Origin of the sequence: Sorangium sp. So ce281 (assembly GCF_051527395.1) — a bacterium.
Classification (GTDB): Bacteria; Myxococcota_A; Polyangia; order Polyangiales; family Polyangiaceae; genus Sorangium; species Sorangium cellulosum_B.
Genome location: NZ_CP150322.1, coordinates 1305201 through 1320974 on the forward strand (window position 1 = coordinate 1305201; position 15774 = coordinate 1320974).

8 protein-coding genes and 1 riboswitch are annotated in these 15774 nt (G+C 71.2%); of the genes, 7 read left to right on the forward strand and 1 reads right to left on the reverse strand.

What is annotated here, in order from left to right:
- Positions 1–43: 43 nt before the first annotated feature.
- The gene (typA, locus tag WMF27_RS04850; RefSeq protein WP_437761420.1) at positions 44–1930 is read right to left on the reverse strand and encodes a translational GTPase TypA; all 1887 of its coding nucleotides are present in this window, start codon (positions 1928–1930) and stop codon (positions 44–46) included.
- A 91-nt stretch (positions 1931–2021) separates the two neighbouring features.
- Positions 2022–2229: riboswitch (cobalamin riboswitch) on the forward strand.
- Positions 2230–2551: 322 nt separating this feature from the next.
- Between typA and WMF27_RS04855 the strand changes: the two genes are divergently transcribed.
- The 7 genes from WMF27_RS04855 to WMF27_RS04885 all read left to right on the forward strand — a co-directional run bounded on the left by WMF27_RS04855 (position 2552) and on the right by WMF27_RS04885 (position 15769).
- Positions 2552–4684 (forward strand): TonB-dependent receptor, encoded by a 2133-nt coding sequence (locus tag WMF27_RS04855; protein WP_437761419.1) that lies wholly within the window; start codon positions 2552–2554, stop codon positions 4682–4684.
- Positions 4685–5173: 489 nt separating this feature from the next.
- A complete protein-coding gene (locus WMF27_RS04860; RefSeq protein WP_437761418.1) occupies positions 5174–7078 on the forward strand; it encodes a hybrid sensor histidine kinase/response regulator in 1905 nt (634 codons plus the stop codon).
- Between the two features lie 177 nt (positions 7079–7255).
- Positions 7256–7951, forward strand: coding sequence for a DNA-directed RNA polymerase (locus WMF27_RS04865; protein WP_437761417.1), 696 nt, complete (start codon positions 7256–7258; stop codon positions 7949–7951).
- A gap of 78 nt (positions 7952–8029) precedes the next feature.
- Positions 8030–10528, forward strand: coding sequence for a sensor histidine kinase (locus WMF27_RS04870; RefSeq protein ID WP_437761416.1), 2499 nt, complete (start codon positions 8030–8032; stop codon positions 10526–10528).
- 209 nt (positions 10529–10737) lie between these two features.
- A complete protein-coding gene (locus WMF27_RS04875) occupies positions 10738–12489 on the forward strand; it encodes a protein kinase domain-containing protein (protein ID WP_437761415.1) in 1752 nt (583 codons plus the stop codon).
- Between the two features lie 472 nt (positions 12490–12961).
- The gene (locus tag WMF27_RS04880; RefSeq protein WP_437761414.1) at positions 12962–15412 is read left to right on the forward strand and encodes a sodium-translocating pyrophosphatase; all 2451 of its coding nucleotides are present in this window, start codon (positions 12962–12964) and stop codon (positions 15410–15412) included.
- Positions 15413–15565: 153 nt separating this feature from the next.
- Positions 15566–15769 carry a hypothetical protein gene (locus WMF27_RS04885; protein WP_437297996.1) on the forward strand — a complete coding sequence of 68 codons (204 nt, stop codon included), beginning with the start codon at positions 15566–15568 and terminating at the stop codon, positions 15767–15769.
- Positions 15770–15774 lie beyond the last annotated feature (5 nt).

A 15774-nucleotide genomic window follows, 5' to 3' on the forward strand; every position in this document is an offset into this window, starting at 1 on the left:
CACGGCAGGGGCGCGCGTCGGATGCTCCGCACGCCCCCGCCGCTCACTCCACCGCCTGCGATTGCTCGATCGCGTCCTCGCGGCGCTCCCGGCGGTTGCACGCGAGCACCTTCTTGCGGACGCGCACCGCGTCGGGCGTGACCTCGACGAGCTCGTCGCCGTCGATCCACTCCATCGCCGTCTCGATCGTGAGCAGCCGCGGGCTGGCCAGGAGGACGTTCTCGTCCTTGCCGTGGTTGCGCACGTTCGACAGCTTCTTCTCCTTGATGACGTTGACGTCGGTGTCGTTCGGCCGGTTGTGCTCGCCGATGATCATCCCCTCGTAGACCTCGACGCCGGGGACGATGAAGAACATGCCGCGCGGCTGCAGGTGGTGCAGCGCGTACGGGGTCGACACGCCGGCGCGATCGGCGACGATGGCGCCGGTCGGGCGGCGCATCATCGGGCCGCCCCAGGGCGCCCAGCCGTCGAACATCGTGTTGAGCAGGCCCGTCCCGCGCGTCGCGGTCAGGAACTCGCCGCGGAAGCCGATGAGCCCGCGCGACGGCACCCGGAACTCGAGGCGGGCGCGGCCGAAGCCGGGGTTCGTCATCTTCACCATCCGGCCGCGCCGGGAGCTGAGGCGCTCGGTCACGATGCCGACGTAGGTGTCCGGCACGTCCACGACCACGAGCTCGAGCGGCTCCATCACCTCGCCGTCGATCTCGCGCGTCACCACCTCGGGGTTCGAGAGCTGCATCTCGTACCCCTCGCGCCGCATCGTCTCGACGAGGATCGCCAGCTGGAGCTCGCCGCGGCCGAGCACCACGAACGTGTCGGGCACGTCCGTCGGCTCCACGCGGATCGCGAGGTTCTTCATCGCCTCGCGCTCGAGCCGCTCCTTCAGGTGACGGCTCGTCAGGTACTTCGACTGCTTGCACTTGCCGGCGAAGGTCGACGTGTTGACGCCGACCTTCATCTTGATCGTCGGCTCCTCGACCACGATGCGCGGCAGCGCCTCGGGGTGCGCCGGATCCGTGATCGTGTCGCCGATCGTGGCCGACTCGAGCCCCGCGATGGCGATGACCTCGCCCGCGACGGCGCTCTCGACCGCGACCCGCTTCAGCCCCTCGTACGCGTAGAGCATCTTCACGTAGCCGCGCGACTGCCCGCCCTCGCCGAGGAGCGCGACGTCGGCGCCCGAACGGGCGGTGCCGCGGACCACCCGGCCGACCGCGAGCCGGCCCACGTAGTCGTCGTGGGTCGTGTTGCAGACGATGACCTGGAGCGGGCCGTCGGGGTCGCCGGAGGGGCCGGGGACCCGCTCGAGGATGGTCTCGAAGAGCGGCTCGAGGTCCTTCGCCTCGTGCTCGAGCTCGCGCTTCGCCTGGCCCAACTTCCCGATCGCGTAGAGCGTCGCGAAGTCCATCTGCGCGTCGCCGGCCTCGAGGTCGCAGAAGAGGTCGAACACCTCGGAGAGCACCTCGTGGGCGCGCGCGTCGCTCCGGTCGATCTTGTTGATGACCACGATGACCGGGAAGCCGCGCTGGAGGCACTTCGAGAGCACGAAGCGCGTCTGCGGCAGCGGGCCCTCGGCGGCGTCGACGAGGAGGAGCGCCCCGTCGGCCATCATGAGCGTGCGCTCGACCTCGCCGCCGAAGTCGGAGTGGCCGGGCGTGTCGACGATGTTGATCTTGACCCCGCGGTACCGGATGCTCGTGTTCTTCGCGAGGATGGTGATGCCGCGCTCCCGCTCGAGGTCGTTCGAGTCCATGACACGCTCGGCCACGACCTCGTTCTCTCGGAAGGCGCCCGACTGGCGGAGCATGTGATCGACGAGGGTCGTCTTCCCGTGGTCGACGTGGGCGACGATGGCGATATTGCGGAGATCGTTACGGGGCATATACGGCCGCGGCCGTGTAGCACGCGACCCACGGAGGAGCGAGCCCATCCTCGCTAGAGCCCGAACGTTCGGCCTGCGCGGCATCCGCGCGGGCGGGCGAGGGGAGCGGTAGCGATTGACAGCCGAAGGCGCACGGCCATAGGGTGCGCGCCGCGCTGGTGCCCGGGCGTTCGCCTGGGCCGAAGAGGGAACCCGGTGAAACTCCGGGGCTGCCCCGCAGCGGTAAGCGAGAACGACCTCCACCCCAAGCACTGGCCCGTCGAGGGCTGGGAAGCGGTGGACAGTAGGGAGCCGGTCTGACCGGAGCGCTCGCGAGCCCGAAGACCTGCCAGCGCCCGGCGGCGGGAGACATCCGGCGCCGGTTCGACCTGGGAGCCTCGAGGGAGGCGGTGAGGTCCGAGCCGGTGCAGCTCTGCCTCTGCCACGTCCCGGATACCGAACCGCCCCCCGCGTCGCCTTCCGGTCGCCCGTGGGGGCGAGAGGTCGGTCCAGCGCACCGTGCGATGGCCAGCCATTTCGTCCTCGCGGAGCTCGACGCGAGCGGCACGGCGCCGCTCCGCGCGATTGCAGCGAAGGAGGACACGAATGCTGCGCGAGACGGTCACGACGAGCCACGGGCACCGCCATCCATCTCATCTGCTTCATCTTCATCTGCTCGCCGCTTTATCCATGGTGCTGGCCGCCGCGCGGCCCGCGCGCGCCGAGGGCGACACCCCCGAGGCGCCCGCTGCCCCGCCGGAGGCCGCCGCTGCAGAGCCCACCGGCGCGGGCGCGCCCGCGGGCGACGCCGCGATCGAGGTCACGATCCAGGCGGAGAAGCCGGGCAGCGAGGCCGCGTCGCGCGTCTCCGTCGGACACCGGGAGCTCGAGCTCAGGCCGAGGCTCCGGCCGGGCGACCTTCTCGAGTCGGTCCCCGGGCTCTTCGCCGTGCAGCACGCGGGCGGCGGCAAGGCGAACCAGTACTTCCTCCGCGGATTCGACGCGGACCACGGGACCGACGTCGCCTTCTTCGTCGACGGCGTGCCCGTCAACATGGTCAGCCACGGCCACGGGCACGGCTTCACCGATCTCTACTTCATGATCCCGGAGCTCGTGACAGGGCTCGACGGGTACAAGGGGCCTTATTACGCGAGCATCGGCGACTTCGGTACGGCGGGCGCCGTCAACCTGCGCTTCGCCGAGAAGCTCGAGGAGAGCCACGCGCAGGTCAGCCTGGGGCAGTACGGTATCCAGCGCGGCCTCGTCATCGCCTCGCCGGATCTCGGCGACGCGTGGCGCGCGGTGGCTGCGGCGGAGATCTACCGGAACGACGGGCCGTTCCTGAGCCCGGAGCGGCTCGAGCGCTTCAACGTGTACCTGCGGGCCACGCACGATCTGGGCAACACCGGGAAGGTCCAGATGACCTGGATGTCGTACGGATCGACCTGGCACGGCTCCGGCCAGATCCCCGCGCGCGCGGTGTGCGGCGAGGGCGAGCAGGGCGGCCTGAACCCGCCGCCGTCGGCGTTCGGACAGCCGTGCATCGACCATTTCGGCGCCGTGGATCCGACCGAGGGCGGGGCGACCGAGCGGCACATGGCGTCCGTTGCAACCTCGACCGCGTGGCGGGACGCCGATCTGAGCGCGCTGGCCTACCTCGTCCGGTACCGCTTCACGCTGTACTCGAACTTCACCTTCTTCAGCGAGGACCCCGTCCGGGGCGACCAGATCGAGCAGAACGACGACCGCGCCGTCGGGGGCGCCGATCTCCGGTTCCGCAGGCAATACGAGATCGGCGGGGCGAGGTTCACGACCTCGCTGGGCGCGCAGATCCGCGCGGACGCGATCGACAAGTCCCTCCACCACGACGAGGCGCGCGAGCGGATCGAGGAGAAGAGCAGGACCCACGTCGACGAGAGCCAGATCGGCGTCTACGTCGAGCACGACGCCCGGCTCCGGCGCTGGCTCCGCGTCGTGCTCGGGGCGCGCGCGCAGTGGATCGACGTCAACGTGGACGACCCGGGCGAGGACCTCGAGACGGCGGGGAACAGGTCGAGCGGCGCCCGGGGACAGATGCAGCTGCTCCCGAAGCTCACGGCGATCGTGTCGCCCGTCGAGGGGGTCGATCTGTTCGCCCACTTCGGGCGGGGCTTCCACTCGAACGACGCGCAGGGCGCGGTGCTGGGGGAGGGGGCGGCGACGCTGATCACGCCCGCGACGGGCTACGAGGTCGGCCTGCGGGTCGCGCCCTTGCGCGGGCTGTCGCTGAGCGGGGCCGCGTTCCTGCTCGACCTGGACTCGGAGCTGGTCTGGAGCGGCGACGCGGGCGCGACCGAGGCGTCGGGGCAGACGCGGCGCTACGGGATCGAGATCGGCGGGCGCTACCGGCTCCGGAGCTGGCTCTTCGCGGACGTGGACGCGACCTTCACCCGCGCGCGCTTCCGCGAGAACGCCGGCAACGCGAGCGCTGTCGCCCTCGCGCCGACCCGGACGCTGACCGCGGGCGTCGGCGTCCGCCCGACGCTCGGCGCGTTCACGCCGTTCGCGGCGCTGCGGGTCAAGGCGATCGGCGCGCGGCCCGCGACCGAGGACGAGTCGCTCACCGCCGAGGGGTTCACGGTCGTCGACGCCAACGCCGGGCTGCGGTGGAAGAACGTCGAGGTGGCCGTGGACATCCAGAACCTCTTCGACACGACGTGGCGCGAGGTCCAGTTCGCGAGCGAGTCGCGGCTGCCGTACGAGCCGGCCCCGGTCACCGGGATCCACTACTCGCCGGGGTGGCCGTTCACCGCGATCGGGCGGGCGACGCTGTACTGGGAGTAGGCGCCGCGCCGCCTGGAGCGATGTCCACTCCGACGGTTCGCGCCGTTCCGGCCGCGGGTTCCACTCCACGCATGCCGGGGGGTTCGCAGGGATGCGCGATAACCTGCTCTCGACCCATCCACGGCGCCGTTATGGCCCCTCCACGCCGCGGCTGGCCGAGGAGCTGGGGCGCCGTGCGGCGCGCGCCCTCGGCGCTGATGGGCAAGACAACCCCGGTGCCGTCGAGGTTGGGTGGATCGCACTGGGCCACGTTCGATGGCGCCACAATCGATGAGCCCGCCCTGGTACTATCGAACCCTTCCAGCGGGCAGCGGTGGCCCTGCGCGGCCGCCGGCGGGCGCTCTCGACGCCGGCTCATGTGGCCATTGCTGTGCTCGTCGCTCGCCGCTGCCGGCCGCCACGATGACGGCTCGCAGACGCGGAGAGCAGGACGGGAACGGAGAGCCTCGCCGCGTGGCAAACGTGTGACCATGCAGTAGGCTGTGTCGCATGGATCCGACGGGGCTCGGCGCCGATCTGCAATTCCGCCTGCTGGTCGAAGGGGTGAAGGACTACGCCATCTTCATGCTGGACACCGAGGGGCGCGTGATCACGTGGAACGCCGGCGCCGAGCAGATCAAAGGATACTCCGCGCAAGAGGTGATCGGCTCGCACTTCTCGCGCTTCTATCCGGCCGAGGCGATCGAGCGGAAGTGGCCACAGACAGAGCTCGCCGAAGCGCGGCGCGTGGGCCGCTTCGAGGACGAAGGCTGGCGCGTGCGCAAGGACGGCTCGATGTTCTGGGCGAACGTCATCATCACGGCCCTCCACGGCCCCGACGGCGAGCTGCGCGGCTTCTGCAAGATCACGCGCGATCTGACCGAGCGCAAGCGCCAGGAAGAGTCGCTGCGGCAGAGCGAGGAGCGCTTCCGCACGCTGCTCGAAGGCGTGAAGGATTACGCCATCTTCATGCTCGACCCCGAGGGCAGGGTGACCATGTGGAACGCCGGCGCGGAGCGGATCAAGGGATACTCCGCGCAGGAGGTGATCGGGACGCACTTCTCGCGCTTCTATCCGGCCGAGGCGATCGAGCGCGGCCGGCCAGAGGCGGTGCTCGCCGCCGCGCGGCGCGAAGGCAGCTTCGAGGACGAAGGCTGGCGCGTGCGCAAGGACGGGTCGTCGTTCTGGGCAAGCGTCCTCGTCACGGCCATCCACGGCCCGAGCGGCGAGCTGCGCGGCTTCTCCAAGATCACGCGCGACCTGAGCGAGCGCAAGCGCCTGGAGCAGATGGAGTCCAACGCGCGCCAGATGGAGGAATTCGTGGCGATGCTGGCGCACGAGCTGCGCAATCCGCTGGCGCCGATCGCCAACGCGACCAGCGTCCTCAAGCTCGAAGGCAAGGACAACGCCCAGGTCGTCTGGGCAGCCGGCCTGATGGAACGGCAGCTCGGTCAGCTCGTGCGGCTCGTCGACGACTTGCTCGACGTGAGCCGCATCACGCGCGGCAAGATCGCCCTGGAGTCCAAGCGGATCGATCTCGCCGACGTGGTGACGCGCGCGGCGGAAGCGTCCCGGACCTGGATCGACGCGCGCGAGCAGACCCTGGAGCTGCAGCTGCCCGAAGGGCCGCTCGCCATCGTTTCGGGCGACCTGGCGCGGCTCACGCAGGTGGTGAGCAACCTGCTGCACAACGCGGCGAAGTTCACGCCGCCGCGCGGCTCGATCCGGGTCACCCTCGAGGCGGACGGCGCGCACGCGATCCTCCGTATCCGCGACAACGGCGCGGGGATATCGCCCGAGCTGCTGCCGCAGGTGTTCGATCTGTTCACGCAGGGGGATCGCGGCCTCGATCGCGTCGAGGGCGGGCTGGGCCTCGGATTGACGATCGTGCGCCGGCTGGTCGAGCTGCACGGCGGGACGGTCCAGGCGCTCAGCGAGGGGCCCGGCCGCGGCAGCGAGCTCATCGTGCGATTGCCGCGGCTGACGCGCCCCGTCGCGCCGCCGACGGCGGGCGCGCCCGCGACGAAAGCCGGGCGCAAGCTGCGCATCCTCGTCGTCGACGACAACCGCGACTCGGCCGAGAGCATGGCGCTGCTGCTCAAGCGCATGGGCAACGACGTGCACGCCGTGTTCGACGGCCCTTCGGCGCTCGAGCTCGCGGCGCAGCTCCGGCCGGACGTCGTGCTGCTCGATATCGGCATGCCGGGCATGACAGGGGTCGACGTCGCGCGCGCGCTGCGTCGCATTCCGGGCCTCGCGGGCCTATCGCTGTTCGCGATGACCGGTTACGGCCAGGAATCGGACCGCCGCATGACCCGGGAGGCCGGGTTCGACGTGCACCTGGTCAAGCCGGTCCGCGCGGAGGTGCTGAAACAGCACCTGGCGGACATCGCCAATCGCCCTGGAGCCGGCTGAGCGCCTCCTCCCGTCGCGTGCCCCGGAGGCGGCGGCGACTCCGCCGTGGCGTCGCCGGGCGCCCTCGCGGCGAGCGGCTCGCCGGCCCGCTGTAAGCTGCGCCCGGCCGCTGCGTTGCAAAGAGAAGAAGAGGTGCGCCGCGGCGGTCTCGCCGCGGCCTCCTCAACGAGGGCTTCCATGCCGTTCTCCGTCCACACGACCCACGCCGCGGCGCGCTGGCGCCTGTCCACTGCGTTCGCCCCGCTCTTCCTGGCGCTCCTTTCGCTCCTCGTCGTGGGCTGCGGCCCCCGCCTCGTCCCGTTCACGCACGAGCTCCGGGTGCAGCACGACCTGAGCGACAGCGACGTGAAGAACCTGCAATTTTACGTTTCGCACCAGATCGCGCTGCGCCGCGAGCTCACGGCCGAGAGCTCGCAGGTGACGAGCAGCCACAAGCTCCTGCTCGTCTCCGGGAAGGTCATCGAGGAGGTCGTCGTCGAGGAGCGCACGCCCGGCGTCGTGCTCGCCGCGCGCGGCGGCGCCCTGTCGGTGAGCTTCGAGCCCGGCGCGTCGCTCACGTTCTCCGCGGGCCCCGAGCACTTCGCACCCGCGCCGCCCGCGCCGTCGTTCCCGGGCTTCGCGACCCCGCCCGATCCGTTCCCCGGCGACGCGGAGCCGCTCCTCGCCAGCCCGAGCGCGGCCGGCGACGGCAGCGAACCCGGCGGCAACTACTGGCTCGCGGCCGGGCCCGGCCGCGAGATCCGTTACCAGGGCAAGGTGTTCTCGGCGATCGAGGACAGCCTGCGGGCGCACCTCCTGATCGACGCCGACGCGCTCGACGAGGTCGTCGAGCGGCGCACCGTCCTCCCGGGCGTGCGCCTCCCCGACCGCTGACGCGCGGAGGCGCGCCCCGCCGCGGGCCGGAGCGCCGTTGCGAGGGCGCGCGCCCTGCGCTTCCATGCGGCCCGCCTCGTGAACACACCGCCGCCGCCCCCGCCCGCCGCGCTCCGCGCCCCGCGCGTCCGCGCAGAGCTCGTCGCGACCGGCTGGGAGCTGTTCTCGGCGCTCCTGTTCCTCTCCGCCGTCGTCCCCGCCGCCCTCACCACGCCGTGGCCGGCGATCCTCCTGCTGGCCTCCCTGGCCGCCTCGGCCGCGCTCTCGGGCGCGCTCACCCGCCGCGGCGACCGCGGCTTCGCCGTCGCGGCGGCGATCCGCGCCCTCTCGTGGCCGCTCGCGGTCTTGCCGCTCGCGTTCCGAGGCGCCCCGACCGCGCCCCCCTCCTGGCCAGGCCCGCTCGGGATCGGCCGCGCGATGCCGCCGTCGTGGCTCGGCCTCCTGGTGACCGCGGTCGCCTTCGGCGTCATGGCGGGCGGCATGCGCCGCGCGATCTACCGCGCCCTGCTCCGCGAAGGCGCCGTCGAGGGCGGCGCCGGAGACGCCGCCTCGGCGCGCGCCCTCGCCGCGGCGCTCCGGCCGAGGCTCGCGGAGTCGGCGGTGACCGCGGGCATCGTCGGCGGGCACGTCATGCTGCTCTTCTGCGTCGCGTTCCTCCGCACCCAGAGCCAGGTCGTGTTCCAGGCGTGGTTCGAGGTCGTCCCCCTCCTCGCCCTCTCGGGCACCCTCGGCTTCACGCTCGCCGTGCGCCCCGCCACGCGCCCGATCCTGGCCGCCCTCGCGGCCGGCCCTTCCGGCGCCCGCGCCCTGCTCGGCCGCGGCCTCGCCCGCGCCGAGCGGCTCCCCGACGTGCTCGCCTCCTTGAACTTCGCGCTGTGGCTCGGGTGCACCGCGATCGGCATGGCCTACGTGCGCGTCGGCGCCACCTCCAGCGTCGCCGACGCGCTCATGCAGCTCGGCTTCGGCGCCCTCTTCGCCTTCGGCGTCTCGTTCTACCAGCGCGCCTGGCACAAGGACTCGGTCGCCCGCGCGGTCGACCTCCTGCGCGCCTGGACGGGCGCGCCCGAGCACGGCGGCGCGCCCCCGACGCCCCTCCGGCGGCGCATGCTGCGCGACTTCGGGCTGCCCCTCTTGTTCACGGGGCTCCTCTCGCTCTTCTCCTCGATCGGCCTCTACCGCGCGCTCGCCACCGGCTCGTCGTTCGACGAGGACTTCAACGCCATCGCCGCGCTCTTCGCCTCGCTGTCCCTCCTCGTCCTCGCCGCCCTCGGCGTCGTCGCGCGCGCGGCGCGCGAGCTCTCCCGGCCGATGGCGCGGCTCGCGCGCGCCGCCGACGAGGTCGCGCGCGGCGAGCTCGACGCCGCCGTGCCGCGGCTGTCAGGGCCGAAGGAGGTCGTGGGCCTCGGCGAGAGCGTCGAGCGCATGCGGCAGGCGCTGTCCCGGACGATCGCCGAGCTCGAGGCCGAGCGCGCCGGCCTCGAGGAGAACGTCGCCGCGCGCACCGCGGAGCTCACGCGCGCCCTGTCCGAGCTGAAGCGGACGCAGGCCGCGCTCATCCAGGGCGAGCGGCTCGCCTCCATCGGCGAGCTCGTGGCCGGCGTGGCGCACGAGATCTACAACCCGCTGAACGCCATCGCCGGCGCCGCCCAGCCGATCGAGGAGCGCGCCGCGGAGCTCCGCGCCGTCCTCGACGCGTACCGCGAGGCGGCGCGCGATCTCCCGGGCGAGCGCCGCCGCGCGCTCGAGGCGCTCCGCGAGCGGCTCCAGACCGAGGCGGCGCTCGACGATCTCGCCGGCATCTCGACCCTCGTGCACCGCGCGGTCGAGCGCAGCGTCCGCATCGTCACGAACCTGAAGAGCTTCTCGCGCGTCTCGGGCGAGCCGCTGCCGGTCGACCTGCACGCGGGGCTCGAGGAGACGCTGCTCCTGCTCGGCCCGCGGCTCCGGCAAGCGCGCATCGACGTGATCCGGCGCTACGGCGAGCTGCCGCCCGTCACCTGCAGGGGCGGCGAGATCAACCAGGTGTTCATGAACCTCCTCGTCAACGCCATCCAGGCGCTCGAGGCGCCGCCGGCGCCCGCCGCGCCCGCAGAGGAGGGGACCTCCGGCGGGGGCGCGGCGCCGCGTACGCCCGGCGAGCCGGCGATCTGCATCGAGACCTGGATCGACGAGGACATGGCGGCCGTCGCGATCTCGGACGGCGGGCCGGGCGTTCCGCCGGACCTCGCCCAGCGGATCTTCGATCCGTTCTTCACCACGAAGCCGCGAGGGCAGGGGACCGGCCTCGGGCTGTCGATCTCGACCGAGATCGTCCGGCGGCACGGCGGCACGCTCGCCCTCGCGCTGGAGCCAGAAGGAGAAGACGGCGACGGCGGCGGACACCCGCGCCGCGGAGCGCCGGCCTCGGTTCACGGCGCGCGCTTCGTCTGTCGCCTGCCCCTCGATCCTCGCCCGGCGAGCGCCCGTACGCAAGGCGATACCCCTCCTCCCGCGCGGCCGTCCGCGGAGGCGAGCCCGCCCGAACGGCCGTCCGCGGAGGCGAGCCCGCCCGCTCGGCCTACGCGCGGCTTGGCTTGACGAGACGAGCGCGTCATCGGCGCCGGTCTCCCACCCCACCTCCACGCGGAGCTCGCACGATATTCATCGCAACCCGACCGCGGGCCCGTAGACCGGCTGTTTCAAACCGGATACGTTCAGCGAGCGATCCGACTCACCGCACAGCGCAATAGGGCCCTGAGAGACGAGAACGGCTCTTCTGGGGAGCGCTGAGGAGAAACGAAGGCACCATGGAGCGCGCGATTCAGCGACCGGCAGGTCCCAAGGCTTCGAGCACCGATCCGTTGATCGGGAAGGTCGTGGCCGGCAGGTACCGGCTCGAGGCACGGCTTGGCGAAGGCGGCATGGGCGTCGTTTATCGCGCCCGCCACGTGCTGATCGACCGGGTCGTCGCCCTGAAGCTCATCCGGCCCGATCTCCGCGGAGAGACCCACCTCCGCGCGTGGATGCTGCGCGAGGCGCGCGCCGCAAACCGCGTTGATCACGCCCACATCATCGATATCCACGACATCGGCGAGACCGAGGAGGGCGAGCTCTATCTCGTCATGGAATACCTCGTCGGCACGCCGCTCTCGGCGGAGCTCGCGCGCGGCCCGATGCCGATCGCGCGATCGGTGGACATCCTCGAGCAGATGTGCGCGGCGCTCGCGCGCGCCCACGACCTCGGCGTCGTGCACCGCGATCTGAAGAGCGACAACATCCTGCTCACCCACCGCGGCGGCCGGAAGGATTTCGTCAAGATCCTCGACTTCGGCCTCGCCGCCATCGCGCGCGACCCGCGCCTCGCCCCGAAGGGCGCGGTCTTCGGGACGCCCGAGTACATGTCGCCCGAGCAGGCGCGCGGCGAGGAGGCGACGTCGCAGTCCGACCTCTACGCGCTCGGCGTGCTCTTCTTCGAGATGCTGACCGGGCAGCTCCCCTTCCGCGCGAACGACCGCGACACGCTCCTCGAGATGCAGCGGACCCACGCGCCGCCGCGGCCCCGCTCGATCCGCCCCGACGCGCACGCGCAGGGCGAGGCGATCGTGCTGCGCCTGCTCGAGAAGGACATCCGCAAGCGCTACCGCGACGCCCATCACCTCCAGGAGGAGCTGAAGGCGCTCCAGCGCGGGCTCCCGGCCCACGCGTGGGAGGTCGAGGGCAGCGACGGCGTGCCGGTGCCGCCGCCGCCGCCGCCGCCGCAGAGCGCGGGCGTCATCGAGTGGGCGAGCCGGGCGGCCCTGTTCTCGCGCATGGTCTCCCGCGCCTACCCGTCCGGGCAGGTGCCGCAGGAGGTCCAGAACGGCCTTGCGCAGGCCTGGGACCTCGCGGCGCGCGCCAACAAGCTCGAGGGCGAGGTCGCGAGCCTCACCCGCAAGCTCGAGGCGCTCGAGCGCCGCGGCCGCGCGCTGCGCGCCGAGATCGGCCGCAAGGTCGAGGAGCTCGCGCACGAGGAGTCGCGCGTGATGCGCGAGGCGATGGCCGACGGCGAGGACGTCGAGAAGGTCCGCGTCGAGCTCACCGCCGCCGAGAAGCTCGCGCTCTCCGCGCGCCAGCTGGCGGACGGGGCGGCCCGCCAGGGCAACCACGATCCGCTCATCTACGAGCGCGCGGGCGCGGCCGGCGCGACCGCGCAGGCGAAGCGCGAGCAGCTCGGGCGTTACGAGCACAAGAAGAACACGCGCGAGGCGAACGCGCGCGACCTGCGCCGCCAGATCGACGAGCTCCGCGCCCAGCTCGCCCGCTACGCCGAGGCCCTGGAGGAGGACCTGGCGCAGGGGCGCGAGCGCGTCGCGGCGCGCACGCGCGAGGGGCTCGCCTACGAGAAGTCGTTCAGCGAGGCCTCCAACCTGCTGCTGAGCCACCTCCGCAACAAGCCGGAGTGTCGGGATCTCGTGGCGGAGCTGCTCACGTCCCACGCCAGCCCTGGCGCGGACTCGGGCTCGGATCAGCGGCTCTCCGGCTCGGATCGGCGGCTGAACAACGCGACCGAGCGCAACTGAACACGGACGACGACAGCTGAACGCGATCGAGCGCCGCTGAAAGCGTCCGAGCGCAGCTGAATGCGACCGAACGCGACAGCGTGGAACAGCGTTCGGTCGTGCGCGCTTCTTTCTTTCACCATCGTACGTAATCTCCCTACGTCATCTCCTGACGTCGCGCCGATGACAGACCTTCTCGTCGTGGGCGCGCGTCGCGCCCTCTCGACGGCGTCCCGGGTGCATGGTAGCTAGCGCGCGCCTCGGGGGTCCGGTCACGGTGGAGGCATGCCTGGCAGCTCTGGGCGCTCCGACACCCTCCGGTCGTCGAGGGACGAGGCTGTGCTGAAGCGTCGGCGTTAGAGCAAGAGCCCCTCCGGCAGCGCGCCGGTCCCCTTCCCCTTTACGCAGGCGGCCAACCCCTCGGAACCACGAAGCAGCGAGCGGCGATGGCGCCGTCCTCTGCCTCGGATTTTGCGATGGAGGCACACCGTCCATGAACGTTCTCCGGTCCCACAAGGCCTGGCTCGCACCGATGCTGGCCGGGCTCGCCGCGCTCGCCCTGCTGCTCAGCGGCGGGCTCGCCAGCGCCAGTGAATCCGATCTCATCCTCCCCGACCTAAGCACCCAGTCCTTCGGTGGCATCGACGGCCGCACGCTCCTCATGGGCGGCATCGGCGTCTGCGCGCTCGGGTTCGCGTTCGGGCTCGTCATCTACTCGCAGCTGAACAAACTCCCGGTCCACCGCGCGATGCGGGAGATCTCGGAGCTCATCTACGAGACCTGCAAGACGTACCTGGTCACGCAGTTCAAGTTCATCCTGCTGCTCGAGATCCTGATCGGCGCGGTCATGGTTCTCTACTTCGGCGTGCTGCGCCACATGGAGGCCACGAAGGTCGTGGTCATCCTGCTGGCCAGCCTGGTCGGCATCGCCGGCAGCTGCGGCGTCGCCTGGTTCGGCATGCGCATCAACACGTTCGCGAACTCGCGCGCCGCGTTCGCGAGCCTCAAGGGCAAGCCGTTCCCGACGTACGCGATCCCGCTCAAGGCCGGGATGAGCATCGGCGCCGTCCTCATCAGCACCGAGCTCATGCTCATGCTGGTGATCCTGCTCTTCATCCCCGCCGACTACGCCGGCCCGTGCTTCATCGGCTTCGCCATCGGCGAGTCGCTCGGCGCCTCCGCGCTCCGCATCGCGGGCGGCATCTTCACGAAGATCGCCGACATCGGCTCGGACCTGATGAAGATCGTCTTCAACATCAAGGAAGACGACGCGCGCAACCCGGGCGTCATCGCCGACTGCACCGGCGACAACGCCGGCGACTCGGTCGGCCCGAGCGCCGACGGCTTCGAGACATACGGCGTCACCGGCGTCGCGCTCATCTCGTTCATCCTCCTCGCCGTCCCCGACGCCGCCGTCCAGGTCCAGCTGCTCGTCTGGATCTTCGTGATGCGCATCGTGATGGTCCTCGCGAGCATCGGCTCGTACCTCCTCAACGAGGCGATCGCGAAGGCGTCCTACGCCGACGCCGACAAGATGAACTTCGAGGCCCCCCTGACGCGCCTCGTCTGGCTGACCTCGCTCGTGTCGGTCGCGCTCACCTACGCCGTCTCGGCGTTCATGATCCCGAACATCGGGGGCGACACGACGCTCTGGTGGAAGCTCTCGTCGATCATCACCTGCGGCACCCTGGCGGGCGCCATCATCCCGGAGATGACCAAGATCTTCACCTCGACCGAGTCGGGCCACGTCCGCGAGGTCGTGACCGCGTCGCGCGAGGGCGGCGCCTCGCTGAACGTGCTCTCGGGCCTGACGGCCGGCAATTTCAGCGCGTACTGGATGGGCATCGTCCTCGTCGTGCTGATGGCCATCTCGTACTTCTTCTCCGCCCAGGGCCTCGGGCAGCTCATGATCGCCGAGAGCGTCTTCGCCTTCGGCCTCGTGGCGTTCGGCTTCCTCGGCATGGGCCCGGTGACCATCGCGGTCGACTCCTACGGCCCTGTGACCGACAACGCGCAGTCGGTCTACGAGCTCTCGCTCATCGAGAGCGTCCCGAACGTCGAGGCCGAGCTCAAGAAGGATTTCGGCTTCACGCCGAACTTCGACAAGGCGAAGCATTTCCTCGAGGAGAACGACGGCGCGGGCAACACCTTCAAGGCGACGGCCAAGCCGGTGCTCATCGGGACGGCGGTCGTCGGCGCGACGACGCTCATCTTCTCGATCATCGTCGTGCTCACGAGCAAGCTGACGACGAACGTGGACAAGCTCTCGCTGCTCCACCCGCCGTTCCTGCTCGGCCTCGTGACGGGCGGCGCGGTCATCTACTGGTTCACCGGCGCGTCGACCCAGGCGGTCTCGACAGGCGCCTACCGCGCGGTCGAGTTCATCAAGGCGAACATCCGCCTCGATGGCGTGGAGAAGGCCTCGATCACCGACAGCAAGAAGGTGGTCGAGATCTGCACGCAGTACGCGCAGCGGGGGATGTTCAACATCTTCCTCGGCGTCTTCTTCTCGACGCTCGCCTTCGCCTGCCTCGAGCCGTTCTTCTTCATCGGCTACCTCATCAGCATCGCGCTCTTCGGGCTCTATCAGGCGATCTTCATGGCGAACGCCGGCGGCGCCTGGGACAACGCGAAGAAGCTCGTCGAGGTGGAGCTGAAGGAGAAGGGCACGCCGCTCCACGCGGCGACGGTCGTCGGCGACACCGTGGGCGACCCCTTCAAGGACACCTCGTCCGTCGCGATGAACCCCATCATCAAGTTCACGACGCTGTTCGGCCTCCTCGCGGTCGAGCTGGCGATCGAGATCGACCGCGGGACGAGCCTCGTGCTCGCGGGCATCTTCTTCGTGCTCTCGACGGTGTTCGTGTACCGCTCCTTCTACGGGATGCGGATCAAGTCGGACGAGAAGACGACCGCCGCTGCCGGCGCCCGCGCCACGGCCTGAGCCGGGCGTCTCCTCTCGCGCTCGGCGCTCCCCGCGCCCTGCCGCTCCCCTCTCGCACGCGCTGACCTCCCCCGCCGCCCGACGCCGCTCCGCGGTCGACGGCGCGCAGGGGAGGGCCTTGCGCCCAGCGCGCCCGCACTATAGGGACCCTTCATGCGAGCGCTCTGCCCCACCTGCGGCCTCCATCACGAGGTAGTCCGGGTCCTCGAAGACGGACACGGCGAGCAGCGCAAGGACGTCTATCAGGTAGAGCCGCTCCTCGGCTGCGAGCGCACCTGGATCTCGGACAGGGAGCTGCTCGAGGCGCGCGCGCGCTTCGGTCAAGACGTCGTCGTGCCCGACGAGGATGACGAGTAGCGCGG